At 66.4% G+C, this 24194-nt stretch carries 27 protein-coding genes; 14 read left to right on the top strand and 13 right to left on the bottom strand.

Annotated elements, in window-relative coordinates:
- Positions 1-218 precede the first annotated feature (218 nt).
- The 7 genes from jaqu_RS07585 to jaqu_RS07555 all read left to right on the top strand — a co-directional run bounded on the left by jaqu_RS07585 (position 219) and on the right by jaqu_RS07555 (position 5238).
- Complete coding sequence (locus jaqu_RS07585; RefSeq protein ID WP_043918355.1) at positions 219-401, top strand: DUF1731 domain-containing protein; 183 nt, start codon at positions 219-221, stop codon at positions 399-401.
- 72 nt (positions 402-473) lie between these two features.
- Positions 474-1484, top strand: coding sequence for an ABC transporter substrate-binding protein (locus jaqu_RS07580; RefSeq protein ID WP_043918354.1), 1011 nt, complete (start codon positions 474-476; stop codon positions 1482-1484).
- A 1-nt stretch (position 1485) separates the two neighbouring features.
- Positions 1486-2253, top strand: coding sequence for an ABC transporter ATP-binding protein (locus jaqu_RS07575; protein WP_043918353.1), 768 nt, complete (start codon positions 1486-1488; stop codon positions 2251-2253).
- Positions 2246-3085: an ABC transporter permease gene (locus tag jaqu_RS07570; RefSeq protein WP_043918352.1), complete on the top strand. Its 840-nt coding sequence runs from the start codon at positions 2246-2248 to the stop codon at positions 3083-3085. Before jaqu_RS07575 ends, jaqu_RS07570 begins: the two co-directional genes overlap by 8 nt.
- A gap of 82 nt (positions 3086-3167) precedes the next feature.
- Complete coding sequence (locus jaqu_RS07565; protein ID WP_052500839.1) at positions 3168-3908, top strand: leishmanolysin-related zinc metalloendopeptidase; 741 nt, start codon at positions 3168-3170, stop codon at positions 3906-3908.
- Between the two features lie 72 nt (positions 3909-3980).
- Entirely contained in the window at positions 3981-4607 is a 627-nt protein-coding gene (gene msrA, locus jaqu_RS07560; protein WP_052500838.1) for a peptide-methionine (S)-S-oxide reductase MsrA, read from the top strand.
- Positions 4608-4854: 247 nt separating this feature from the next.
- Positions 4855-5238: a hypothetical protein gene (locus jaqu_RS07555; protein ID WP_043918350.1), complete on the top strand. Its 384-nt coding sequence runs from the start codon at positions 4855-4857 to the stop codon at positions 5236-5238.
- On the opposite strand, the gene jaqu_RS22385 is transcribed toward jaqu_RS07555, so the two are convergent.
- Together jaqu_RS22385 and jaqu_RS07545 are read right to left on the bottom strand one after the other, a co-directional pair.
- Positions 5228-5872: an NYN domain-containing protein gene (locus tag jaqu_RS22385; protein WP_043918349.1), complete on the bottom strand. Its 645-nt coding sequence runs from the start codon at positions 5870-5872 to the stop codon at positions 5228-5230. The genes jaqu_RS07555 and jaqu_RS22385 overlap by 11 nt on opposite strands.
- Positions 5873-5992: 120 nt before the next feature.
- Positions 5993-6955, bottom strand: a complete 963-nt coding sequence (locus jaqu_RS07545; RefSeq protein WP_043918413.1) for an IS1595 family transposase — start codon at positions 6953-6955, stop codon at positions 5993-5995.
- A 101-nt stretch (positions 6956-7056) separates the two neighbouring features.
- Between jaqu_RS07545 and jaqu_RS07540 the strand changes: the two genes are divergently transcribed.
- Entirely contained in the window at positions 7057-7287 is a 231-nt protein-coding gene (locus tag jaqu_RS07540; RefSeq protein WP_043918348.1) for a DUF6471 domain-containing protein, read from the top strand.
- Between the two features lies 1 nt (position 7288).
- Positions 7289-8137 (top strand): hypothetical protein, encoded by an 849-nt coding sequence (locus jaqu_RS07535; protein WP_043918347.1) that lies wholly within the window; start codon positions 7289-7291, stop codon positions 8135-8137.
- Positions 8138-8156: 19 nt separating this feature from the next.
- Here the strand turns inward: jaqu_RS07535 and jaqu_RS07530 are convergent, their stop codons facing one another.
- Positions 8157-8339 carry a hypothetical protein gene (locus jaqu_RS07530; RefSeq protein ID WP_043918346.1) on the bottom strand — a complete coding sequence of 61 codons (183 nt, stop codon included), beginning with the start codon at positions 8337-8339 and terminating at the stop codon, positions 8157-8159.
- Between the two features lie 10 nt (positions 8340-8349).
- Between jaqu_RS07530 and jaqu_RS07525 the strand changes: the two genes are divergently transcribed.
- Positions 8350-9546, top strand: coding sequence for a TIGR03862 family flavoprotein (locus jaqu_RS07525; RefSeq protein WP_089268320.1), 1197 nt, complete (start codon positions 8350-8352; stop codon positions 9544-9546).
- Between the two features lie 101 nt (positions 9547-9647).
- Here jaqu_RS07525 and jaqu_RS07520 read toward each other — a convergent pair whose 3' ends face one another.
- From jaqu_RS07520 to jaqu_RS07485, 8 genes are all read right to left on the bottom strand, one after another.
- Positions 9648-10382: a hydroxypyruvate isomerase family protein gene (locus jaqu_RS07520; RefSeq protein ID WP_043918412.1), complete on the bottom strand. Its 735-nt coding sequence runs from the start codon at positions 10380-10382 to the stop codon at positions 9648-9650.
- Entirely contained in the window at positions 10379-11023 is a 645-nt protein-coding gene (gene otnC / locus jaqu_RS07515; RefSeq protein ID WP_043918344.1) for a 3-oxo-tetronate 4-phosphate decarboxylase, read from the bottom strand. Before otnC ends, jaqu_RS07520 begins: the two co-directional genes overlap by 4 nt.
- Positions 11020-11874, bottom strand: a complete 855-nt coding sequence (locus jaqu_RS07510) for an NAD(P)-dependent oxidoreductase (RefSeq protein WP_043918343.1) — start codon at positions 11872-11874, stop codon at positions 11020-11022. The genes otnC and jaqu_RS07510 overlap by 4 nt, the downstream gene beginning before the upstream one ends.
- A complete protein-coding gene (locus jaqu_RS07505) occupies positions 11871-12464 on the bottom strand; it encodes a glutathione S-transferase family protein (RefSeq protein WP_043918342.1) in 594 nt (197 codons plus the stop codon). Before jaqu_RS07505 ends, jaqu_RS07510 begins: the two co-directional genes overlap by 4 nt.
- A gap of 79 nt (positions 12465-12543) precedes the next feature.
- Positions 12544-13527 carry a DNA polymerase III subunit delta gene (gene holA / locus jaqu_RS07500; RefSeq protein ID WP_043918341.1) on the bottom strand — a complete coding sequence of 328 codons (984 nt, stop codon included), beginning with the start codon at positions 13525-13527 and terminating at the stop codon, positions 12544-12546.
- Complete coding sequence (gene lptE / locus jaqu_RS07495; RefSeq protein WP_043918340.1) at positions 13524-14054, bottom strand: LPS assembly lipoprotein LptE; 531 nt, start codon at positions 14052-14054, stop codon at positions 13524-13526. The genes holA and lptE overlap by 4 nt, the downstream gene beginning before the upstream one ends.
- Positions 14055-14161: 107 nt before the next feature.
- The gene (gene leuS / locus jaqu_RS07490) at positions 14162-16759 is read right to left on the bottom strand and encodes a leucine--tRNA ligase (protein ID WP_043918339.1); all 2598 of its coding nucleotides are present in this window, start codon (positions 16757-16759) and stop codon (positions 14162-14164) included.
- A gap of 53 nt (positions 16760-16812) precedes the next feature.
- The gene (locus tag jaqu_RS07485) at positions 16813-17319 is read right to left on the bottom strand and encodes a DUF3576 domain-containing protein (RefSeq protein WP_043918338.1); all 507 of its coding nucleotides are present in this window, start codon (positions 17317-17319) and stop codon (positions 16813-16815) included.
- 261 nt (positions 17320-17580) lie between these two features.
- On the opposite strand from jaqu_RS07485, the gene jaqu_RS07480 reads away from it, so the two are divergent.
- From jaqu_RS07480 to jaqu_RS07465, 4 genes are all read left to right on the top strand, one after another.
- The gene (locus tag jaqu_RS07480) at positions 17581-18657 is read left to right on the top strand and encodes a porin (RefSeq protein ID WP_043918337.1); all 1077 of its coding nucleotides are present in this window, start codon (positions 17581-17583) and stop codon (positions 18655-18657) included.
- 134 nt (positions 18658-18791) lie between these two features.
- Positions 18792-19445, top strand: a complete 654-nt coding sequence (locus tag jaqu_RS07475; protein ID WP_043918336.1) for a YggS family pyridoxal phosphate-dependent enzyme — start codon at positions 18792-18794, stop codon at positions 19443-19445.
- A gap of 304 nt (positions 19446-19749) precedes the next feature.
- Positions 19750-20703, top strand: a complete 954-nt coding sequence (locus jaqu_RS07470) for a glycosyltransferase family 2 protein (protein WP_043918335.1) — start codon at positions 19750-19752, stop codon at positions 20701-20703.
- Positions 20700-22616, top strand: a complete 1917-nt coding sequence (locus jaqu_RS07465; RefSeq protein ID WP_043918334.1) for a hypothetical protein — start codon at positions 20700-20702, stop codon at positions 22614-22616. The genes jaqu_RS07470 and jaqu_RS07465 overlap by 4 nt, the downstream gene beginning before the upstream one ends.
- Here jaqu_RS07465 and jaqu_RS07460 read toward each other — a convergent pair.
- Together jaqu_RS07460 and ribA are read right to left on the bottom strand one after the other, a co-directional pair.
- Complete coding sequence (locus tag jaqu_RS07460) at positions 22592-23083, bottom strand: L,D-transpeptidase family protein (RefSeq protein WP_043918333.1); 492 nt, start codon at positions 23081-23083, stop codon at positions 22592-22594. The genes jaqu_RS07465 and jaqu_RS07460 overlap by 25 nt on opposite strands.
- Positions 23080-24129, bottom strand: a complete 1050-nt coding sequence (ribA, locus tag jaqu_RS07455) for a GTP cyclohydrolase II (RefSeq protein WP_043918411.1) — start codon at positions 24127-24129, stop codon at positions 23080-23082. Before ribA ends, jaqu_RS07460 begins: the two co-directional genes overlap by 4 nt.
- Between the last annotated feature and the right edge of the window lie 65 nt (positions 24130-24194).

Here is a 24194-nt window from a genome sequence, read left to right as displayed (position 1 = left end):
CGTGATCCGCTGCGGGCATGACGCACGAGACAAAGCATGTCCGGATCGGTGGCGGGTCGGGGTCCATCGGCTCCGCGCTGGCCGCGCGCCTGCGCGAGAGGGGCGACGGCGGGCAAATGCTTCTATGGCACGCGCCGCGACCATGGCGGCGCCTATCCCGATCTCGATGAAAGCGCAGAGACGATGGGCCTCGACTTTCCCGCAGAGCTGGTCGGACAATGGGAGAGCGCGGCGGATCATCTGGGCACGTCTCGGGTTCGTCACGTGCGGGCCAGGATCGGGCCTCGATTCTGGTCGAGGGTCAGAGGGTCGTTCAGAAGCGAACCATCGAGGCGGGTTACACCTTCCGCTACCCCACAATCGACGGCGCGATGGACGATCTGGTCGAGATCACGATCTAGCCGCGTTCCGCATCGCATTGACACTGCGAGCGCGCGCGTCATCCTGCCGGCCGGAGGAACGGGAGGATCACCATGACACTGACACGCCGCCACACGCTTGGATTGTTGGGCGCCACTGCCGCGACGGGGCTCGCCGCGCCCGCCATCGCGCAGAACACGCCGCTGAAGGTGGGCGCGCTGCGCTTCACGTCGCATAGCCCCAGCTTCATCGCGCTGGAAAAGGGGCTCTTCGCCGATGCGGGTCTCGACGTGGAACTCGTCTTCTTCGAGGCGGCGCAACCAATGGCGCTGGCCATCGCTTCGGGCGACGTGGACTACGCGATGACAGCCATCTCGGGCGGACTGATCAACCTCGCGCGAAAGGGCGCGATCCGGGTGATCGGCGGCGGCCTCAGCGAGGAAGAGGGCATCGACGGCCAGAAGATCCTCGTCTCCGACGCCGCGATGCAAGCCGGCATCGACGCGCCCTCCAAGCTGGATGGCAAGCGTTGGGGCGTCACCCAGGCAGGGTCCAGCTTCCACTATATGGGCTCCAAGATCGCGCAGGCCGAAGGCATCTCGCTGGAATTCACGCCGCTCCAGAAGGTGCCCGCCGTGATCGGCGCCCTGAAGTCCGGCCAGATCGACGGCTGGTCCATCGTGCCGCATATCGCCAAGCCGCTGGCCGGGTCGGGCGCGGTGCATATCGTCGGCGACGTCGCGGACTACCTGCCCGGCTACCAGGTGACGACGCTGTTCACCTCGGCGGCGAATGCCGAGAACCGCTCCCAGACAGAGGCGTTTCTCGGCGCCTTCGGCCAGGGCGTGACCGACTACAACTCCACCATGATCGACCAGTCCGGCGGGCAGGACGGCGTGGATGCCATGGTCGATCTGATCCACAAATACGTCTACACCGACCGGGAACGGGAACGCGCCGCCCCGTCGATCATCAACGGGACGATGCGCATCAACGAAGGCGCGGCGCTCAACCTCGCTTCGGTTCGCGATCAACTCGAATGGTTTCAGTCCGAGAACCTGATCGACGCCTCGATCACGATCGAGGATCTGGTCGACACGACCTACGTCGAGACCGTGGGCTGACATGGACCTCGCGGTCGAGGGGCTGGGCCACCGCTATGGCGGAACGGAGGTGCTGCGCGACATCTCGCTGGAGATCCCGGCGGGGCGCATCCTCTGCGTGGTCGGCCCCTCGGGCTGCGGAAAATCCACACTGCTGCGGATGATCGGCGGGCTGGAGCGGCCCAGTGCGGGGCGCGTCGTCCAGATCGGCGAGGCGCCCGCCACCTCTCTCAATCCGCTGACCTTCGTGTTTCAGGATTTCGCCCTGCTGCCTTGGCGCAGCGTGGCCGGGAACGTGAGCCTTGTGCTGGAAGACAACGCCCTGCCCCGCGCCAGACGTGACGCCATCATCGCCGACGTCCTTGCCCGCACGCGGCTGTCCGATTTTGCTCATGCGCTGCCCCGGCAGCTCTCCGGCGGGATGAAGCAGCGCGTCGCCATCGCCCGGGCGCTTGCCGTCGATCCGGCCGTCCTTCTGATGGACGAACCGTTGAGCGCGCTCGACGCGCAGACCCGCGAATTGCTGATGGAGGATCTGATCGGCCTCTGGTCCCGCACGCCCTTTACCGCGATCTACGTGACCCACAACCTGGCCGAGGCCGTCCGGCTGGGGCACCGAATCGCGGTCCTGTCCCGCCGTCCCGGACAGGTGCGCGAGGTGGTCGAGATCGACATGCCGCTGGCCGACCGGCAGGCGGGCGACCCTGAGCTTGAGGCCGTGCAGGCCCGCCTCTGGGACCTGATGCGCGACGAGGCTCGCGCCGCCGATGCGGAATTGCTGGATGGCTGACGCGACCGACTCCCATGGCTCCAAGCCGCCGCGGACCGACGCCGCTGCAAGCCGGGAGATCCGCTTCCGCGGCGGTGGGTTTCGACCGCAATCGAACCGTTGGGCGGGGATCGCCGTCTTCATCGTCCTCATCGCCCTCGTCGAAATCGGATTGCGGCAGGGCTGGATCAGCGCGCTGACCCTGCCGCGCCCCTCGGCTGTCGGCGCGACGCTCTGGCAACTCTGGGAAAGCGGCAACCTGACCCGTCACCTGTTCCCGTCGCTGTCGCGCCTCGCCGTGGGCGGCGCGATGGGGGCACTCGCAGGCATCGCGATCGGGGTGGCGATCGGTTTGTTCGGGCTGGCCCGCGCAGGGCTGGTGCCGCTGGTGGCGGCGATCTTTCCCATCCCGAAGATCGCGCTTCTGCCGCTCTTCGTGATCTGGTTCGGCATCGGCGAAGGCTCGAAATACGCGCTGATCGCACTGGGCACCTTCACGCCGACCGTCGTCGCGACCTTCGGCGCCGTGGACAACGTGGACCGCACCCTGATCCGGATGGGGCAGAGCTTCGGGCTGACCTGGTGGTCAATCGTGCGCAAGATCGTCCTGCCCGGCGCCATGCCCGGCATCCTGTCGGGCCTGCGCGTCAGCCTGGCCATCGCCATCATCCTGCTGGTCGCCGCCGAGATGCTGGGCGCTCAGGCGGGCATCGGCGCGTACATCCTCGAGGCCGGATCGCTCTACGATCTGGACCGGTTATTCGCGGGCGTCGTGATCCTGTCGGCGCTGGGCGTGACGCTGAGTTGGGCGATGGGGCTGCTGGAGAAACGGGTCCTGCGCTGGCGCGCCTGACGCTTGCGCGACTTTTCGCGCCGCGCGCGGACAGTCCACCCCAAGGCTTTCCCCCGCCTTCTCCGCCCTATCTCATCGGGTCATGATCACGCTCAACTACCTGACCGACCTGTCCCCTGACCGCCGCGCCCTGTTCGAGGACGCCGCGCGCCGCTGGGATGCCGTGGTCGAAACCGGCTTCGACCCTCTGGTCTTCGAGGGCGAGACCCTGACCGGCCTGCGCATCGACGTGTCGATCGAGCCCATCGACGGCGAAGCCGGCGTGCTGGGACAGGCCGGCCCCACGGTGCTGCGGCCGGGCAGCGAACTGCCCGCGACCGGCATCATGGCGTTCGACACGGCGGATGCCGACGCCTTGGACGAGGGGGGCCGCCTACGCGACGTGATCCTGCACGAGATGGCCCATGTGCTGGGCTTCGGCACGCTCTGGTCGCGGCAGCGCCTGATCGACGGATCCGGCGGCGCCGATCCGCGCTTTCTCGGCCCGAACTCGGCGCGCGAATGGGCGGCGCTCGACCCGACGGGCGGGCCCTTCGTCCCCATCGCCAATACCGGCGGCGCAGGCACCCGCGAGGGTCATTGGCGCGAGCTGATCTTCGGCGACGAGCTTCTGACCGGTTTCCTGTCGGGCATCGAGCGCCCGCTATCACGGCTCTCGGTCGCCTCGTTCGAGGATATCGGCTACGAGGTCGATTACAGTCAGGCCGACGCCTACACCCTGCCATCCTATCGCGAGCTGGTCCTGATGGGCATCACCGAGGCGGTCCGGATCTGCGATCTCTGCCGCATGGGCCGGACGGAACCGGTCGTCGCCCCCGGCTGATCGCCGTCCGTATCGAACCGCAGCGGCCCGCACGCGTTGGGATCTCGACCAACGCCTTCGATGGAGCCGACGATGAAAGCCCTGCCCTTCGCCCTTCTGATCCTCGCCACGCCCGCCGCCGCGCAGGAAACCGCGATCTTCGCGGGCGGCTGCTTCTGGTGCGTGGAGGCCGATTTCGAAAGCGTCGAGGGTGTGGGCGATGCCATCTCGGGCTTCACCGGCGGCACCACGCCAGATCCTGTCTACCGGCGCTCGGGCGACCATATCGAAGCCGTGCGCATCCCCTACGACCCGACCGAGGTGGATTACGAACGGCTCGTCTCGCTGTTCCTGCGCTCCATCGACCCGTTCGACGCGGGCGGTCAGTTCTGCGACCGTGGCCTTGAATACACCACGGCCATCTTCGCCCTGAACGAAGAGCAGCGCGCCATCGCCGAGGCTCAGATCGCCGAAGCCGAAGAGGAGCTGGGCCGCGAGATCGTCACCCCCGTCGTCGATACGTCCGAGTTCTATCCCGTCGACGACTATCATCAGGATTACTACAAGTCCGAAGAGCGTCTGCCCGTCTCCTCCGTCGGCATCGCCGTCCCCAAGAGCGTGGCCTACAAGCGCTACCGTCAGGGATGCGGCCGGGATGCCCGCGTGCGTCAGGTCTGGGGGGACGATGCGCCTTTCCTGCCCGAGAACGGCGAAAGCTGAACCGCGCTAGCGCCGCTTCCACCCTCGCCGCGCCCCGGGCGTCCTGGAATGGAAGTCGGCCGGCCGCTTGCGGACCCAGCGCACGAACTTCTCCAGCCGTGGATGGCGGCGCAGGTCTTCCGGCGTGTTCCAGAGTCGCGCCAGTTCGGCCTCCGAGGCGCTGGCATGGATCTCGTTGTGGCAAATCTGCGGCCTTAGGTAGCAAACGCACCAAGCAGACAGTGCTGGCTCGCGCTACCTTCACCACATGACCAGAGCCTACTTCCGCCCGATCAAAGAGGAAACCGTCATCAGCGTCCTGCACTACATGCGGCAGGAGGCGGTGAGGGAGGGCGCGGGCGGGTTAGACCATATCGACGCCTTGCTACGACTGCGGGGCTGCGATCCCGAGGCCCTGAACATGCCGCGCAAAGTCCCTAAGACGTTCCAGCGGAGCGAGTTGCGGCGTCTGGTTCTGACCATCCTCAGGCACGGCCCCATGACAGGGGCGCAGATCACCAAGTCCGTGGTTCTGCGATGTCCGGGGCTCACGTATCGCCATGCGTATAAGAGCGTGTACGTCGCGCTTTCTGGGATGAAGGCGCGGGGGATGGTTAGTCATGAGGAGCGGGTGTGGCTGGTTAGCGTCTAGGATCGTACTCTGCGGGACGCCGAAATAAATCAGAGCCATCTTTTGCGGTCTCGTGTTCGGGAAGTAGGCACCTGATCATGTGCTGTTCCAATATCTGACCCCTTTTGTCAGCGGCCCCCCACAGTTCCTTGCTATGCCGCCTGTACGGTGGGGCGATCACCTTTATCTGCTTGTTTTTGAAAGTGTTTCTTAACAACCTAACGGGCCCAAGAAGGTCAGAGTCGTTGGTGACCAAGAAGGCTTGGTCAAAGAGATCTCTGTGAGCGTCATCAATGAGGTGCATAGCAATGTTGACGTCTGACTCCTTCTCTTCCCTCGCATTATATTGCCGCCTGCAATTCTTACAAAAAGCAGTTTTTTTCTTGAACTGGCCTTCGATTATGGTTGCGCCGGCGTGTTCCAAGGCGGCTGTGTAGTTGCGGTGTCTTTGCGTTTTCGGCCCATCCCAAGTAGGGTAAGCCGTAAAGAATTTTACCGCCTTAATGGTGTGAACGCTGGGATCAGTGAACTCTCTCATGAGCGCACAAAGGTCGAGCCATTTGAGGTGTGACTTCGCGCCCCGTGCAGACCTATTTTCGTCGTCTATGGCGTGATAGACGTTAAACCCATCGATGTAGCAGAAGATCGTAGCCAATCCGTATCCCCCAAAAAGAAAATGCCGTGAGCATTTTCATGCCCACGGCTGGCGACAGATCAAGTCTGCCGGGATGCAGTGTGTCTCATATGAGTCAGCGGTGGACTCGTGTCAAGTGTCTCAAGCCGCCCGCTGCCAGTACCCCTTCCACGTCCGGCTGACCGGGGCACCCATGGCATTGGCGACGACACGATGGGTCGCGGTGCCGTTGTCCACCCGGCGATTGTCTTCCAGCCAAGCGGCGTGGTTCGCGTACTGGTGCAGGTATTGCGGGCTCACCTGATGGTGCTGGCCCAAAACCATGCGGCGCAGGCGCGAGAAGAACGACTCAACTAGGTTCGTGTTCAGGCCGTTGTCCGAGAAGCACAAGGAATGGTTCACGCGATCCACGTTCCAAGCACCGTGCAGATGGTCCCAGTGGGACGCCTCGTCAGCGGAGAGGGTCGCCATGCTGTCCACATTCTCAGCCGCCAGAGCCACGCCAGCCGCTTCCGAGCGGGTCACGAACGGCAGGGTACGCCCGCCACGCTCGCGGAAAGCCACCACGACGCGGCGCTTGCCCGTCTGGTTCTTAGCCTTGCGGCGGTCGATCCGGTTTTCCTTGCGGTTGGCCGGGCGGATGTGACCGCCGAAATACGCGCCATCGACCTCGACATGACCCTCTAGCATTTCGCCAATCTGCACTTCCGACGACATGGCCTCACGCAGCTTGTGGGCCAGAACGAAGGCCGTCTTATACTGGCAGTCCAGATCACGGGAGAGTTGGACGGCAGACACGCCCTTGGAGGCGTTCACAAGGATGAAGATCGCGGCCAGCAGATCCACGAAGTCCATCTTGCGCGATGCGAAGATCGTGCCCGACGTGACGCTGAACTGGTGCTGACACCGCTTGCACTTGAACTTCCGGCGGGTGGCAATGTCGTAGGTCTCGTCATGGCCGCAGCGGGGGCACACGGCCTCGCCGTCCGTCTCGGGCCAACGCATCTTGCGGAACGTCTCATAGGCCGCGTCCTCACCAGCCTTGTAGATTGCACGGAGCGACGTGGTGCGGGCGGCTGCGGAGAGGAGGAAGTGTTGGGCCATTGTCATTACCTGTGGTGTCTATACCCTATAAATAGGGGTTATAGATCACCGCTTCAAGGGTTATACCCCTATAAGTGAGGATATATCCACATAGGTAAGGTATGCCCAAGCAATCTACAGACAAAGAATGGTCGGACAAGGCTAAGAATCTGATCCGGTCAGAACTCAAAAGAAAAGGCGTGACCTACGCTCAACTATCTGATTCATTACAGGAAATCGGCGTTCATGAGAACGAGAAGAATATCGCGAACAAAATCAGTCGCGGCGTCTTCACGATGGCTTTCTTCTTGCAGTGCATGGCCGCAATCGACGTAGCAGAGGTAAGGCTTTGAAATGGTTTCATATGACGTCGAGGAGCATGGCGACCGTTTAGTCATTACCCTCGATCCAGGCGAGCCTGTCGGACTTCAAGATTTGGCGGACAGCTTCGCTTCCTTGGCGCGAATGTATGAGCGGCACTACCGGCAAAATGATGAGGCCGCACCGAAGCTGTTTGTGACGAGGCTGGAGACCGGCTCTGTTATCGCTGAGATCGCGCCATTCGGCCTTATGATGGGCGGGATTGCGATGATGGACGGCGGTATGATCGTAACCGACTTTGCCAATCGCGTATGGCGTGGGATCACCTACTTCACTGCTGGGCGCGAAGGCGCTCAAAAACTTGAGGCACCGTCAAGGGCAGACGCGGCAGACCTGAAAGAGTTCGTGAAGCCTTTAACTGGTAAGACGGGGGCCCGTCTCGGCATCAGGCACGCGAAATACGAGAGAGCCGAGGGCGAGAAGCGGACGGTGATCGAATACACCTTTGATGAAGCGGAGATAAACAAGGCCTCCATCAAAATGGATCAAGCTATCGCGCTCCCCACCCCCTCAGTGGCCCCAGATGCAGGGGAAAGCGGCATCCGAAACGAAGTCATGCTGTTCTTAGAGCAAGCCAATCGCGGGCGCGGAAAAGAGAAGGGGCGCACTGGCGACAAGGGGCGCATCCCAGAGGTTTCCGACAAAGTGTTGCCGGTCTACTTCCGGCAAAGCATTCAAGACATCAAAGAACAGGTGATGCAAGGCGAAGAAAACCCGCTAAACCTTGTGTTTGTGGTCGATGTTCATGTGCAGAGGATCGACGGTGAGCCCAAAGGCTACACTGTCGTTGAAATTCACGAAAGCACGGCGCGCGAAAGCTGAGTTCTGCTTGGTGCGCTTGCTACCTAAGGCCGCAAATCTGGTGAACCAGCACGACCGGCCCGCCCTTCCCGCCGCGCAGCTTCGGGACGAGGTGGTGCAGCGATTGCTTCGCATTCGGCGGCACCGGCCGTTCGCACAGCGCGCAGAGCGGGAACCCCGTCTCGGGGTCGATTGCGTTGCCTTCGGGAAAGTCCTGCCGCATGGGGGCGGAGATGGAGCGCGCACCTGATCCGACAATCGCCGTGATCGGCGCCGGCCCGGCGGGCCTGATGGCGGCGGATGTGGCTTCCGCCAGCGGCGCAATGGTGACGATCTACGATCACATGCCAAGCCCCGCGCGCAAGTTCCTGATGGCCGGCAAGTCCGGCCTGAACGTCACCAGGGACGAAGACCCGACCACCTTCCGCGCTGCGTATCGCTGCCCCCCGCTCGATCCGATGCTTCGCGCCTTTGGCCCGCCAGAGGTGATGGCCTGGATGGAAGGTCTCGGGCAGAACATTTTCACCGGCAGCACCAGGCGGGTCTTTCCCCGAGTGATGAAGGCGTCCCCGACCCTGCGGGCTTGGCTGGCCCGGCTGGACAGGCAGGGCGTCACCCTCCGGCGCCGCTGGCGGTGGACGGGCTGGGATGGGGATGCGCTGACCTTCGAGACGCCCGCGGGCCCGGCGACCGCGACACCGGACACCACCGTCCTTGCGATGGGCGGCGCGTCCTGGCGGCGGCTTGGCTCCGATGGGGCCTGGGCGGCCCTGCCCGGTCTAGCGCCCCTGACGGCACCTTTCGCCCCCTCGAATGTCGGCCTCCGGATCGACTGGTCTGCTCCGATGATCCGCCATTTCGGCGCCGCCCTAAAGAGCATCGCCCTGCGGGCGGGCGACATGGATAGCCGCGGAGAGGTCGTCATTTCCGCCAAGGGTCTGGAAGGCGGGGGCCTCTACTCCCTGACCCCCGCCCTGCGGGAGGACCCGCCCCTGACGGCGGACCTGAAGCCCGACCTGACCGAAGACACCGTGGCGGCGCGACTTGCCAAGCCGCGCGGCAAGGCCAGCCTGTCGAACCACCTTCGCAAGACCCTGCGCCTGACCCCACCGCAAATCGCGCTCCTGCGGGAATTCGGCGGCGACCTCGTGGACCTGCCCGGCCTGATCAAGCGCCTCCCGATCCGCCACTCGGGCCTTCACGACATGGACGAGGCGATCTCCACCGTCGGGGGCCTGCGCTGGGACGCCCTGGACGAGACGCTGATGCTGCGCGACCGGCCGGGCACCTTCGCCGCCGGAGAGATGCTGGACTGGGAAGCGCCGACCGGGGGCTATCTCATCACCGCCTGCCTCGCGACGGGCGCCTGGGCGGGACGCCACGCCACCGATCACGCTGCGAGGATCAAAGCCTGCGGCACGTCGTCCTAGGCCGATCGCCTCCTTCTCTGCTTTCCAAATATCCCGGGGTCTGGGGGCAGAGCCCCCAGCCGGATCGGAGGGGGCTCGAGGCCCCGTCCGATCCGTCCAGCTCAGCGGAACGCGCTCATCCAGCCCAGCGTCACGTCGGTATCCTCGCCCGGCTTGTACTCCGCCCCGAGCGGTCCGTCCCAGTCCAGCGCGGGCAACAGGCGGTCGAAGGCGATCTCGCCCGCATCGGGCGGACCGCGGTCTGGCACGCCTGCGAATTGCACGTGCCCGACTGCGCGTCGCACCTCACCGAAGCGTCGGGTCAGGTCGCCCTCCATGATCTGCACATGATAGCAGTCGAACATCAGCTTCAGGTTTTCCCGCTCCAGCGCGTCGATCAGAACGACCGCCTGCCCGGTCGTCGTCAGGAAGTAACCCGGCGCGTCGTAGCGGTTCAGAGGCTCGATCAGGATGGTCAGGTCCGGCGCGGCCTCGCAGGCATAGGCCAGGTTCTCGCGGAACGCGGCTTCGGCCTGCGGCCCCTCGGCGAAGCCCGCCATTACGTGCAGCGCGCCCGCCCCGATCTCGCGTGCATAGGCGATGCCCCGGTCGATGGCGGCACGGGCCTCGCGCGTCTGTCCGGGGATCGCGCTCAGCCCATTCGTCTCTCCGCGCAAAGTGTTGAGGCCCAGGCACGGCAGGCCGGTCTCGTCCAGAGCGGCCTTCACCTCGTCCGCGGGCGTCTCGTAGGGCCAGTGCAGTTCGACCGCGTCGAAACCTGCCGCTTTGGCCGCACGGATCGCGTCCGGCAGGGGCCGATCGGCCCAGAGGAAGCCCAGATTGGCCGAAAATCTCAGTCCCATTGCACGTCGAACCTCTCCACCACCTGCGCGACCTGCGCGTCGTCCAGCGCCCGGACCGGCATCCCGCGCGTCAGCAGCGCCAGCCGGGCGGTCGCTTCCAACTCCTCGATGGCGTTGGCCGCCGATTGCGCATTCTTGCCCGCCACCACGGGGCCGTGATTGGCCAGCATCACGGCCGAGCGGCGCCCGGCCAGACCGCGCACCGCGTCGCCCATCGCGGGATCGCCGGGCAGAAAATAGGGCAGCAGACGCACCTTCCCCAATTGCATGACCGAGTAGGGCGTTAGCGGCGGCAGCCAGTTGCCCTCGTCCTCGGCGGGCAACAGGGACAGCGCCACTGAATGACAGGAATGCAGATGGACCACGGCGCCCGCCCCGGCGCGGGTCTCGTAGAAGGCGGCATGTAGCGGCATCTCCTTGGTGGGCGCGTCGCCATCCACATGCCGACCATCTGCGTCGAACCGCGCAAGCCGCGCGGGATCCAGCCGCCCGAAGCTCGATCCGGTGGGCGAGACCAGCAGCCCCCCATCCTCGGTCCGGGCCGAGATATTGCCGGTCGAGCCATGCGTCAGCCCGCGTCCGAAGAGGTCGGCGGCGATGGCGCACAGCTCTTCGCGCAGGCGGGCCTCGCTCATGCCTGCCCCGGCAGCTTGACGCCGGCCTGCGCGGCATAGGCCTTGGCGACGGCCGCGTCGTCCTCACCCCCGTGGCCGGCGGCGGAGGCGGCCCGATACTGCGCCAATGCCGCGCGGACCAAAGGTAACTCCATCCCCGTCGCTGCGGCGATGTCCTCGACGATACCCAGATCCTTGGGCCAGATATCGACGGCCGAATGCGGGGTGTAATCGCCGTCGCGGATATGCGGGCCGCGATTCTCCAGCATCCAGGACGTGCCACCGCAGGAGGGCAGGATCTCCATGAACCGCTCGGGAGTGATGCCCTGCGTCATGCCGAAGACCATCGCCTCGGCCATCGTGGCGATGTTCACACCCGCCAGGATCTGGTGCGTCGCCTTCATCGCGGATCCCAGACCGGCCGCGTCTCCCATGTGGTGGACGGTCGAGGCACAGGCCTCCAGCACCGGTGCGGCCGCGTCGAAGGCCTCGGGCCGCCCGGAGGCCATGATCGCCAGATCCCCCTTGGCCGCCCGGGCGGCCCCGCCCGAGATCGGCGCGTCGAGATAGTGCAGCCACGCCGCCTCGGCACGCCCGGCCTGCGCGCGGGCGAAGTCGGGCGGGACCGTGGCGCAGGCGACGATCACGGCGCCCGCAGGCAGCTCGCCCAGCAGCCCGTCGATCACCGCCTCTGTCTGGGCAGCGTTCAGCACACAGATCACGGCCGCCCGCATCTCGCCCGGTTCGACGTCGACACCCCCTTCGAGCGTCACGCCCCGCGGGTCGTGGCCCGTTACCTCATGTCCGGCGCGCACCAGCGATTGCGCCATGCCCATCCCCATGGAGCCGAGACCCCAGAATCCGATCTTCATTCGTCTTCCCCCCTCGCCAACGCCCGCTCGAAGGCGGGTCGGGCGCGCATCCGGCGCATGTGCTCCAGAACCGGAGGCGCGAGATCCATCTTGAGGCCCCGCGCCCATCCGGCGCAATGGGCCAGCAGGATGTCCGCGATCGTCGGGGCCTCTCCCACGGCGAAATCGCCATCCATGAGATCGGCGATCTTGGCCGAGTAGGTCTCCATCTGCCATGTCAGCGTGGGCTTCACGCCTTCCACGCGGTACTCCTCCGGCAGGCCGAAGCTATGCTGCGCATAGGCCCAGAGCGGCGCATCCAGCATCTCCAGGACGGCGTTCGAAAAGGCGTCCTGACGGGCGCGTGCGACGGTGCCGGCAGGGTGGGTGAAGGCGCCATGACGATCGGCGAGAAACGTCATCTGCGCCACCGAGTCGAGGATCACCTCGCCATCCACCTCAAGGATCGGGATCTTGGCCAGCGGCGACATCGCCCCGGCCTCGGGAGAGCGGGGCATGACCGAGACATACTCGTAATCTGCGCTCAATTCCTCCAGCAGCCAGAGTGGGCGCATGGTCCGCGACCTGACCCGGCCGTGCAATCTCAGCATCTCGGATGTCCCCCTGCCGTCGTGTTCATCGCATTATGAACGTACCGGCCCGCACGGTCTTCCCATTTCGCTAGAACCCTCAGCGCGCCCCGGCCATCCGGCTGAGCCGGATCAGCGCGCGCTCGATCACCGCCATCTGCGGCGCGGCCGAGGAGGAGCGCAGGGTCAGGTCCGTCTCCATCAGCAGGGCGAGCGCGCCTTCCAGCCGGGTGGCCCCCCAGGCGCGGGCCTGGCGCTGCATCGCGTCGCGGCGCGGCCCCCAGGCCTGACCGGTGCCCGCGGCCAGCCCGTGAAGCTGCTGGAAATGCCGCGTGGCGAAGATCGCCAGCGTTACCGGCGACGTCCCCTGCGCGGCCAGCCGGGACATGAGCGGCCCGATCGCGCCATGATCGCCGTCGGCGGCCGCGTGGATCACATCATCGGTGGCCGTCTCGTGACTGGTCGGCGACATCAGCGCGACGGCGTCCCCGTCCGCGACCTCCTGACCGGCATAGAGCGCGATCTTGGTCAGCGTCTGGCGAAAGTCTCCGGGATCGAGCCGGGTCGCCAGCGACTCGACATCACGTCGCGCCTCGTCGGTGAGACGCAGCCCCTCGGCGGCGATGGCGGCGTCGATCTCGGCTCGGGTCATGGGGTCGTCGTAGAGACCGATGGCGACGGCCTTGGGATCGGCCTCGAACGCCTTGCGCAGCTTGGAGGTCTTCTTGAGGTTTCCCCCCGCAACGATCAGCGCGGCGTCGCCCGGCGCCCAGGCATCGAGCGCGGCCACAAGCGGCGCGGCGTGCTGGTCGGTCGCGCCGTCCACGAAGACCACGCGGGGGCCGGGGAAGAACCCCACCGCCTTGAGCGCGTCGATCACCGAGGCCGGATCGGACCGCGCGGCGCCCGCCTCCATCCGGGTCAGGCGCATATCCTGCTCCGCCTCCGCTCCGGCGAAATTGCGGATCAGGTCCTGCCGCTTGAGCGACACGCGCATCGCATCGGTGCCGTAGACCAGTGCGGCGGCCAGATCGGCGGGGGGCTTGCGAAAGAAGCCGTCGGCCTGCGCGCCCCGCAGGATCATCCGGGCGTCAGATCGTCGGGAAACGGACCCGCTTCGATCGCGTCATCCAGAACGTCCATCGGCGCGCCCGACGCGGCCCCCGACAGAAGCTGCGCGATCACCTTGTCCGCCAGGATGATCGACAGGCGCCGATGGGCGTCGCGCTCGGATTCCAGCGTCGAGATCGGCGAACCGGTGGCAGAATAGGCGGTGAAGCCGGTCTCGGTCCCCGAAAGGATCGTCCGGTCGGCCCGCGTGAGGGTCCAGCGCAGGCGGCCCTCGACCGAAAAGCGGGTGATGTTGTTGGACCCGTCGATGGCGAGGCCGGTCTCATCGGATGTCAATGTATAGGCGAGATCGTAGGTCGGCGCCGATGGGCGGCCCAACCGTTCCTCGATCCGGGCGACGAAGGCGAATTCCTCGTCTGTCCGCGGGTCCTCCGCCCGGACGGCCCCGCGAAAGGCCGAGGCCTGCCCGCCGGGGCCGTAAACCGGCGTGAAGCCGCAGGCGGCGAGAAGAGGAAGCAGGAGCAGCGCGCGGCGGTTCATGGCGCCGTTCTACGGGCTGAGGGGCGCGGGGGACAATGGGGGACGGATCGAAGACGGAGGACACCCGGCCGGACGCGCTGGCGCGCCGGATCGGCAGCGGCAGCGCGTCAGACCACGACGTTCACAATCCGGCCGGGCACGACGATCAGCTTTTTCGGCTGGCCGCCGTCCAGCGCCTTCACGACCGCGGGCTGATCCAACACCAGCGCCTCGACCGTGGCCTTGTCGGCGTCCTTGGCGACCTCGATCTCGGCCTTCTTCTTGCCGTTGATCTGGATCGGCAGGGTCACCGTGTCGTCCACCAGCAGCGCGGGATCGGCCTTGGGCCAGGGCGCGCGCATCACGAAGCCCTCACCGTCCAGCATCTGCCAGACCTCCTCGGCCAGGTGGGGGGTCATCGGCGCCATGAGCTGGGCCAGCGTCCGCATCGCCGCGCGCCGTGCCTCGGCCCCCGCGTCGGATTTGGAAATCGCGTTGGTGAACTCGTAGAGCTTGGCCACCGCCTTGTTGAAACCGAAGCCCTCGATCCCCTCGGTCACCTCGTGGACGGCCCGCGCCGTCGCCTTCTCCAATGCGGCGTCATGCTCGTTGGCATCCCGGTCCGCACGCGCGATGTCGGTGGCCAGCCTGTGGACCCGCGAGAGGTGCTTGGCCACCGCCTCGGCGCCTTCGGGTGTCCATTCGAAATCCCGCTCGGGCGGACTGTCGGAGATGACGAACCAGCGGGCCGTGTCGGCCCCGTAGCGGGCGATGATGTCCATCGGGTCGACGACGTTCTTCTTCGACTTGGACATCTTGATCGCGGGGATGACGTCCACGGCCTCTCCGGTCGCGGCGACCTTGCGGGCCGAGACATCCACGTCTTCGGGCAGATGGTAGACGGGCTGCCCCTTGTCGCCCTTGGTCACATAGGCCGGGTGCGTCACCATGCCTTGCGTGAAGAGCGCGTCGAACGGCTCTTCGGTACCCTGGGGCAGGTGGCCGGTCCGGACCATCGCGCGGGCGAAGAACCGTGAATAGAGCAGGTGCAGGATCGCATGCTCGATCCCGCCGATATACTGGTCGACATTCATCCAGTACGCGGCGTCGTCCAGATCGGTCGGCGTCTCGGCCCGGGGCGCGGTGAAGCGGGCGAAGTACCAGGACGAATCGACGAAGGTGTCCATCGTGTCCGTTTCGCGCTTCGCCGGGGCGCCGCAATTCGGGCAGGCCACGTCGCGCCAGGTCGGGTGCCGGTCCAGCGGGTTGCCGGGCACGTCGAAGGTCACGTCATCGGGCAGACGGATCGGCAGATTCTCCTTCTTCTCGGGCACCACGCCGCAGGTGTCGCAATGCACGACCGGGATCGGGCAGCCCCAGTAGCGCTGGCGACTCAGCCCCCAGTCGCGCAGGCGATACTTGGTCACGCCCACGCCAAGCTGCCTATCCACATTGTCCGACTTCCGATGCACCGTCTCGAACCACGACACGGCATGGTCGATCGCCTGCTGCCCCGTCATCTGATCCGGGCCAGCCACCGGGCGGATATACTCAACCAGTTCATCCTTGGGCGGAACGAAAGGCGCCTCCAGGATGGCAGGCAGCTCGATCCCGTCGTCACGATCCGCGCCTTTCGGGCGCATGACTTCGACGATCCGCAGGCCGTACTTCACCGCGAAATCGTGGTCCCGCTGGTCGTGCGCCGGGCAGCCGAAGATCGCGCCGGTACCATAATCCATCAGGATGAAGTTCGCGATGTAGACCGGGAGGTCTTCAACGAACCCGCCCGGCAGCCGCGCGCGCAGCCCCGTGTCGAAGCCTAGCTTCTCGGCCTTCTCCACGGCCTCGGCCGTCGTTCCGAGCTTTCGGCACCGTGAGCAAAACGACGCGACGTCCGGATCCTCGGCCTCGAGCGTCTTCGCGAGAGGATGATCGGGAGAGATTCCGACGAAGGACGCCCCGAAGATCGTGTCCGGCCGCGTCGTGTAGACCTCGATCGCACCGTGACCGTCTGGCGCCGTTTCCACCTCGAAGCTGAATTGCGCACCCCGCGACCTCCCGATCCAGTTCTCCTGCATCAGGCGGACCTTCTCGGGCCAATCCTCCAGCCGGTCGAGGCTGTCCAGCAGGTCCTCGGCCATCGACGAGATGGCGAAGGCCCACTGGACCAGCTCGCGCCGCTCCACCTCCGCACCGGAGCGCCAGCCCTTGCCGTCGATCACCTGCTCGTTGGCCAGCACGGTCATGTCGACCGGGTCCCAGTTCACGATCGCCGGCTTGCGGTAGACCAGCCCCGCCTCCAGCATGTCGAGGAACAGAGCCTGCTGCTGGCCGTAATATTCCGGGTCACAGGTGGCGAATTCGCGCGACCAGTCGATCGACAGGCCCAGCGGCTTCATCTGGCCGCGCATCGTGTCGATGTTGGAGTAGGTCCAGTCCTTCGGGTGGCCGCCTGACGCCATCGCGGCATTCTCGGCCGGCATGCCGAACGCATCCCAGCCCATCGGGTGCAGAACGCTGAACCCGCAGGACGATCTGTACCGCGCGATGACGTCGCCCATCGTGTAGTTGCGCACATGCCCGATATGGATGCGCCCGGACGGATAGGGGAACATCTCCAGCACGTAGTATTTGGGGCGCTCGTCGCGCACGGCGCGGAAGAGGTCGGCCTCGTCCCACGCCTTCTGCCATTTCGGCTCGATCTGCGAGGTGTCGTATCGGTCCATCGGTGTCACTCCGGCGGGTCCCGCCGGGCGCGCCCGCGGGATGGATTATCGTGTCAGAGGCGCGAGTCGCGAATGCGAAGCTGACGCGCGCGGGTCAGGATGGCGTCCTCGATGGCGCGCTGCGTCTCCCGGCTGACGGCACCGCTGCGGGTGCGCAACGCGACGTTCAGGCTGCGCGCGTCCAGCGCGGGGTCCTGCACGTAGACGGTGGCCTGGTAGGCGCGGCCGCCGCCCGGCGGGGTGCCGTAACCGAACTGGATCACGCCCGAGAACGGATCGGCCGCCTGCACCGGCAGGAACGACAGCACGTCCAGCGAGGCCGCCCAGAGATACTTGTTCACTTCCAGCGTGACATTGGGGTCGTCGCGGTTGTCGAACAGGTCGAACACCGAGGAGGTGCGCCGGTTCGCCCGTGCCTCGCGCGCGATCGTGCGCGGATTCTCCTGATTGGCGATCCGCTCCTCGTTGGTTTGCCCGAAGAGGTCGCCCCCGCCGCAACCGGCCAGCAGCGCCGCGGCCGCGACCCATCCCGTCACCCTGAACATCGCGCCTGCCCGCATTCCGCTATCCCTCTTGGCTCGCGCCTGCGTAGCGCGCGCGCGCGCCGCTGCCAAGGGCGCGCCTGTGGCCGACCGGACGCAGCGTGGCGGGAGTTGGGCGGGCTTCGGAGGCACTGTGGCAAGACTGCACCAAGGACCGGGCGAAAACCGGAACCGCCGGGGGGCCTTGCTTGCGGGGGCCGCGCCGATGGTCGAAACGACGATCACGCCCAACGCGATTCCCGTGGTGGGGACGATCCTTGAGAAACACGAGGGAACAAAATGAAGAACGTACTCTTCGCCTCGACCGCGCTCGTCGCCTTCGCTGGCGCCGCGTCTGCGGACATCACCCTGTCCGGCTCCGCCGAGATGGGCATTTCGCGCGTCGACAACGTGGAAGCTGTCATTGACGAAACCGATCCGCTGAACCCGTTCGTTTCGGACTTCGACACCAGCGACTCGACCAGCTTCCACACCGACATCGACGTCACCTTCACCATGTCCGGTGAAACCGACGGCGGCCTGACCTTCGGTGCGTCGATCGACCTCGATGAATCCGATGACGGCGACGCCTTCTCGTCGACCGACCAGGGCGGCGAAGTCATCTTCCTGTCGGGCGCCTTCGGCACCATCACGATGGGCGACACCGACGGCGCGCTGGACTGGGCCCTGACCGAGACGCTGTTCTCGAACGGCTCGATCCAGGACGACGAAGAGACGCTGGGCTACAACGGCAATGCCGGCCTCGACGGTCTGTATGACGGCCAGATCCTGCGCTACGACTACTCGTTCGGCGCCTTCGGCGTCGCGGTTTCGGCCGAGCTTGACGATGATGACGGCGACGACAACGACGACGTCCTGGGCATCGGCTTCAAGTACGACCTCGACCTGGGCGGCACCACGGTTGCTCTCGGCGCTGGTTACCAGGCAGCCGAACTGGCCGACGTCTCCGTCGACACCTGGGGTCTGTCGGTTGCCGGCTCCTTCGGCGACTTCTCGGCTGGCATCAGCTACATGCGCTTCGGCAACCACATCCCGTCGATCAACCTGGGCGCCGCTCAGGCCATCGCCGGCGATCCCGAAGCCCAGTCGGGCCGCTTCCTGACGGACGGCGACGACACCGACCACGTCGGCATCGGCATCGGCTACTCCTCGGGTGCCATCTCGGTCTCGGCCAACTACGGCCAGTACGACCACGATGACATCGAAGTCGACGGCATCGGCCTGACCGCCGGTTACGATCTGGGCGGTGGCGCCGAGATCCAGTTCGGCTACGGCCGCTCGGATGTTGATGTTGCCGGCACCGCGCTGGACTTCGAAATCGACACCGTGTCGCTCGGCGTCGCGATGAGCTTCTGATCCTTCCAAGGATCTTCGTTCAAGGGAGAGCGGGCCTTGCGCCCGCTCTCTTCTTTTTTTGACCCACAAACATACGCGGCGTCCCGGCCGCCTTTGCGATTCACCTTCCCGGTCCGGCACGCTAGACCCGCGCCATGAGCCTGTCCGACATCACCGAGCGCCTGACCCGGGCCTGCGACCGCGCCAGGCGCGATCCCGCTTCGGTCAAGCTGATCGCCGTCTCCAAGGTCCAGCCCCCCGAACGGGTGGAGGCCGTCCTCGGGGAAGGCCATCGCATCTTCGGAGAAAACCGCGTTCAGGAGGCCCAGGACAAGTGGCCCGCCTGGAAAGACCGGTTCCCCGACACGGAACTGCACCTGATCGGCCCGCTCCAATCCAACAAGGTCCGCCCGGCCGTTCGGTTGTTCGACGCGATCCACACCGTCGACAGCATCAAGCTGGCCCGCCGCATCGCCGACATCGCCGCACAGGAGGGGCGCCGCCCCCGACTCTTCGTCCAGGTGAATACCGGTGAGGAACCCCAGAAGGCCGGGGTAGCTCCGGACGAGGCGGACGCGCTTGTTGCCGAAGTCCGGGAACTTGACTTGTCGCTGGACGGACTGATGTGCATTCCGCCCGAGCATGAGGCCCCCAGCCTCCATTTCGCGCTACTCGCCAAGATCGCCGAGAGGAACGGCCTCGACGGGCTCTCGATGGGCATGTCCGCGGATTTCCAAGAGGCCATCGCCTTCGGCGCCACCCATATCCGCGTCGGCTCGGCGATCTTCGGCGCACGCGTCAAGGGCTGACCGTCCGTCCCGGCGGGGTCGGTGCCATTCCCGAGACCCCCGCCCGAAGCTCACCTTCCAGCTCGACCATCGGCGGTCAGGGTCTGACGAACCTCGAATGAAAGTCGCGTGCCATTAAGTCCTCCAGACGGCGGCACGACCCCCAAATCCGCGTCCGACACCGCTGGCACAGGATCCCGGCGGGCCGCATCGAGGCGTTCGAGCTTCGCCGGTTGTCCTCGTTTCGTCACTGTTCCAGAGCCATCGGCCCAAGTGTCGCCAGATTAGGGATCTATCGGGGGTCCGAACGCGATCCGGGGCGCCCATGAAACTGATCATCCAGATCCCTTGCTACAACGAGGAAGCGACCCTTCCCGGCACATTGGCCGACCTCCCGCGAGAGGTGCAGGGCTTCGATTCCGTCGAATGGCTGATCATCGACGATGGCTCGACCGACCGCACCATCGAGGTCGCACGGGAGAACGGCGTGGACCACATCGTCCGCCTGTCCCACAATCACGGGCTTGCCTCGGCCTTCATGGCCGGTCTCGAAGCGGCGCTCCGTGCCGGCGCGGACGTGATCGTGAACACCGACGGGGACAACCAGTACAAGGCGTCCTGCATCGCCGACCTGACCGCCCCGATCCTGAGGGGAAAGGCGCAGATCGTGATTGGAGCGCGCCCCATCACCACCATCGCGCATTTCTCGATCTTCAAACGCGCGCTTCAACGGCTCGGAAGCTGGGTCGTCCGCATGGCCAGCCAGACCGACGTACAGGACGCACCCAGCGGGTTCCGCGCGATCCACAAGAACGCTGCGATGCAGCTCTATGTCTTCGACCGCTACACCTATACGCTCGAGACGATCATCCAGGCCGGTCGGATGGGGATGCCGGTCATGTCCGTCCCGGTCGAGGTCAACGACCCCACCCGGGAGTCCCGTCTCATCCGGTCGATCCCGCAATACGTGATGCGGTCCATGCAGACGATCCTGCGGATCGCCGTGCTCTACAGCCCGCTCCGGTTCTTCACGGTGATGGCGGTCTTCCTGTCGACACCCGGCATCTTCGCCTTCGTGCGCTTTCTCTATCTCTACAGCATCGGAGAGGGCGACGGCCACGTGCAGTCGCTCGTGATCGGGACCGCTCTGATCGCGGCTGCCGCCGTCACCTTCGTCGGAGGTCTGATCGCGGACCTCGTCGCTGCGAACCGGGTCCTGTCCGCCGAGATCCGCGGCCGTCTTCTGAAGGCCGAACTGGCGCGGGGCGGCAACGGATGACCCTGCCCGAGCGGCTGACAGGCCAGACGCCCCTGCTAGTCCTTTCCGTCGCCATTCTCGCAATCTCAGTGCTGGCCTCCCCGGGCTTCTTCAATGTCGATGAAGTGGTCTACTTCATCGGCGCCGATGCGCTTTGGCGGCTCGGGAGCCTGACCGTCGAGAACGGCGTCGCGGGCGTCACTTCGCCGGATCTGCGCATCATGCTGCTGATCGACGGGCCAGCTGGCCTTGCTCCGCAATACCCTGCCGGGACGGCGATCTTCGGCGCCCTCCTGACGCCGATCTTCGGCCAGTCGAGCCTGATCGCCCTCAACGTCGCCGCCGGGATCGGGACGCTCTTCGCGACACGCAGCCTGGCCCTGCGCCTCTTCGGGAGCGAGCCCGTCGCGACCGGCGCGGTGCTGCTGCTGGTCTTCGCGACCTTCTGGGCGGAATATGTCGTCGGCCACTGGCCGCATTCGGTCAGCGTATTTATGACGACGCTCGCCTTGGTGCTGTATCTCGACTCCGCACGTGCAGAGCATGGAGCCTGGCGCCTCGCCTTGCTTTCGGGCCTCGCGATCGGCCTGGGAATGCTGTTTCGTCTGGATGGCATCCTGATCCTGCCGGTCATCGCCGCCGCCGCGATCCTCTGGGCCGCGCGCCCGGTTCAGGTGCTCGCGGGCGGCGCGGCGGGCCTCGCCGCCCCGATCGCGCTTCTGTCCTACACAAACGCGATCAAGTTCGGGACGTGGAACCCGCTATCCTACGGATCCAGCGGGGGAGGGGGCACGGATTTCACCACCCATCTGACCGCCGGATCGCTGGTCCTGCTGATCCTCGGCGGTCTCGTCGTCCTGCGCATCGCGCGCCCGCTCAGCCGGAGGGCGGTCCAAGGGACGGCGCTTCTAGGCGTCCTGGCCATCGCAGCGGCGGGTCTGGTGGCCCCCCAGACCGTGATGAAGTTCTGGGCCGGGATCGACGGCTTGTTTCTCGATGCGACGGCCATTCCCGACCGACGAGCGGGGATCGTCCCGCAGCCGGACGGGACCCTGTCGTTCTGGGGCTTTCACAAGAAGGCGTTGCTTCAGAGCTTGCCGTGGCTGGGATGCGCGGCCCTTCTGCTGGTGACCCATGACACGGCTCATCGACGCAGCCTGATCTTCGTCCTGCTTCTGCTCCTTGTCTGGCTGGCCCCGTTCGTGATGCGGACCTGGCATGGCGGCCTCGGCTCCAACATGCGGTACTTCCTCCCGACAGTGCCCGCGATGGCCGCTCTCGGCGCCTATGCGATTTCCCGGCTGGCGAGCCATGTCCCGGGACGTGCGATCCCGCTCCTCCTGACCGGGGTCGTGCTAGGCGTCACAATGACGATCCTGCTCGGCTCCGCCCTGCCCTCGGGCGACGCCCGGCTGCACCAGATCGCGTCGACCCGCATCTTCGGGCTCATCGCGATCTGCGCGCTCGTGGCGGCGCTGCTGCCACGACGGGCCACGGCGATGGTCGCTCTGGCGGCGACCGGCATCGGGATCGGTACGGCCGCAAAGCTCGCCTACGACGATTTCGACAAGGCGCAAGACCACCGGAGCTTCACCGCTCAAGCGTCGGCGCGGCTCGACGACCTTTCGGAGCCCGTTCTCTACTTCGGCGCGCCCGAGACCTTCACGGGCGCCTTCAGCGACCCGATGATGGCCGTCGCCCATCCGGAACGCCCATCACATGGCCCGGACCCGACACTTGTCGAGGGCGCCTGCAAGGCCGGATACCGTGTCCTCATTTCAGAGTGGCTTGCCGGCGAAGGGGGACTGAACCTCGCAGAATTGAGACCGGCAGCCGATCTGCGACTCGAAGACCTCCCGCCGGTCCTTCATCTCCCGTGCCAACCCCGGACCGCCACGACCCTGCCGGCTCAGACGATCACCCGCGTCCCGTAGCCGATCCGCGGGGCGATCCAGCGCAGGTCTTCGGGTGCCATGGCGACGCAGCCTTCGGTCGGGCAGCCCGGACGGCGCCAGCGATGCAGGAAGATCGCGCTGCCCCGCCCCTTCTGCGCGAAGGGCCAGTTCCAATCCGTCAGGATGACCAGGTCGTAAAGCGGATCGGCCCGCCTCAGGCGCTCGGCCGACGCGTCGAACGGCGCACCGGTCATCAGGTTGTAATCGGGATGGGCCGGATCATCGCACCAGAGATCGCGCGGCCCGATGGGCAGGGCCCAGGGCGCGGGCCGCGCCATCCGGTCCGGCCGGTAGAGCATGCCCACGATCCGGTGCACCCCCCGGGGCGTGGCGCCGTCCCCCTCGCGCTTGTCGGCGCGGATGCCACCGCGCCCGATGGTGCAGGGGATGCGGCGGCCCCCGAAGCGCAGCCCCGTGGGCGTCACGACCAAATCGTCGGGCGTCACTCCAGATGCCCCGACTTGGTGCGCTTGACATCGAGATAACCGGCATTCTCTGGTCCGCGCCCGACATGCAGGGGCACGCGCTCCACAACGTCGATCCCCTGGTCCTGCATCATCTGAATCTTCCGGGGGTTGTTGGTCATCAGCTTGATTTTCCCGATCCCTAACTTCCGCAGCAACCCCGCGCCCAGCCGGAAGTCGCGCTCGTCATCCTCGAAGCCCAGCCGGTGGTTCGCCTCGACCGTGTCGAAGCCCTGGTCCTGCAGGTCGTAGGCCCGCATCTTGTTCGCCAGGCCGATCCCCCGGCCCTCCTGATTGAGGTAGAGCACGACACCCCCGTCGCGGATCGCCCCGAGCGCGGCATGAAGCTGGGGGCCGCAATCGCATTTCAGGCTGCCCAGTACGTCGCCGGTGAAGCAGGCCGAATGCAGGCGCACCAGCACCGGCGCGGCGCGGTCCACGGTGCCCGCCTCGACGGCGTAATGCTCCTCTCCGCCGCCCTCGCGGAAGACGTGCAACCGCCCGGCCCCCGCCAAGGCCATGGGAAGGCGCGCCGCGGCTACGCCCGCCAGCGGCCCCGCCCCGGCCGCGCGGTCCAGAACGGTGATCCCCTCGGGCAGGGTCGGCGTTTCCACCCCGACCATCGCGGGCAGCAGTTGCGCCGCCTTGGCCAGCGCGAGCCCGGTCCGCCACGGGCCGGCATCCCCGTCGCGCAGGGTGGCCAGCGGTCCCTTCATAGGCGCGCGCAGATCGTCCGCCGGGTCGGCCACCGCGCGCAGCCAGGCCACGTCGGCATCGCCGGGCACCACCACCCGCGCCAGATCGCCGTCATAGGCCCGCGCCTTCAGCGTCGCCGCCCGCCGGTCCGTGATCGCGAGCACCAGAGGCCCCAGATCACGCATCCCCGCCAGCCGCCCGGCCGAGACCGTCTCGGCGGCCGCCATCAGCATCCCACGCGTCGCGACGGGCAACCCGGAGCGCAGATCGGCGCGCGCGCGGGCGGCAAGTTCGGTCGGCGTGGGGGTCAGCACGGTGGGATCCTGAAACATGGACGGGGCATGACGGCCCCCGGCGCGACAGATATGAAACATTTCGCCCATTGGCGACACGTCCC

The sequence above is a fragment of the Jannaschia aquimarina genome, assembly GCF_000877395.1.
GTDB classification, from domain to species: Bacteria; Pseudomonadota; Alphaproteobacteria; order Rhodobacterales; family Rhodobacteraceae; genus Jannaschia; species Jannaschia aquimarina.
This window is presented reverse-complemented; position numbering and strand designations above follow the sequence as displayed.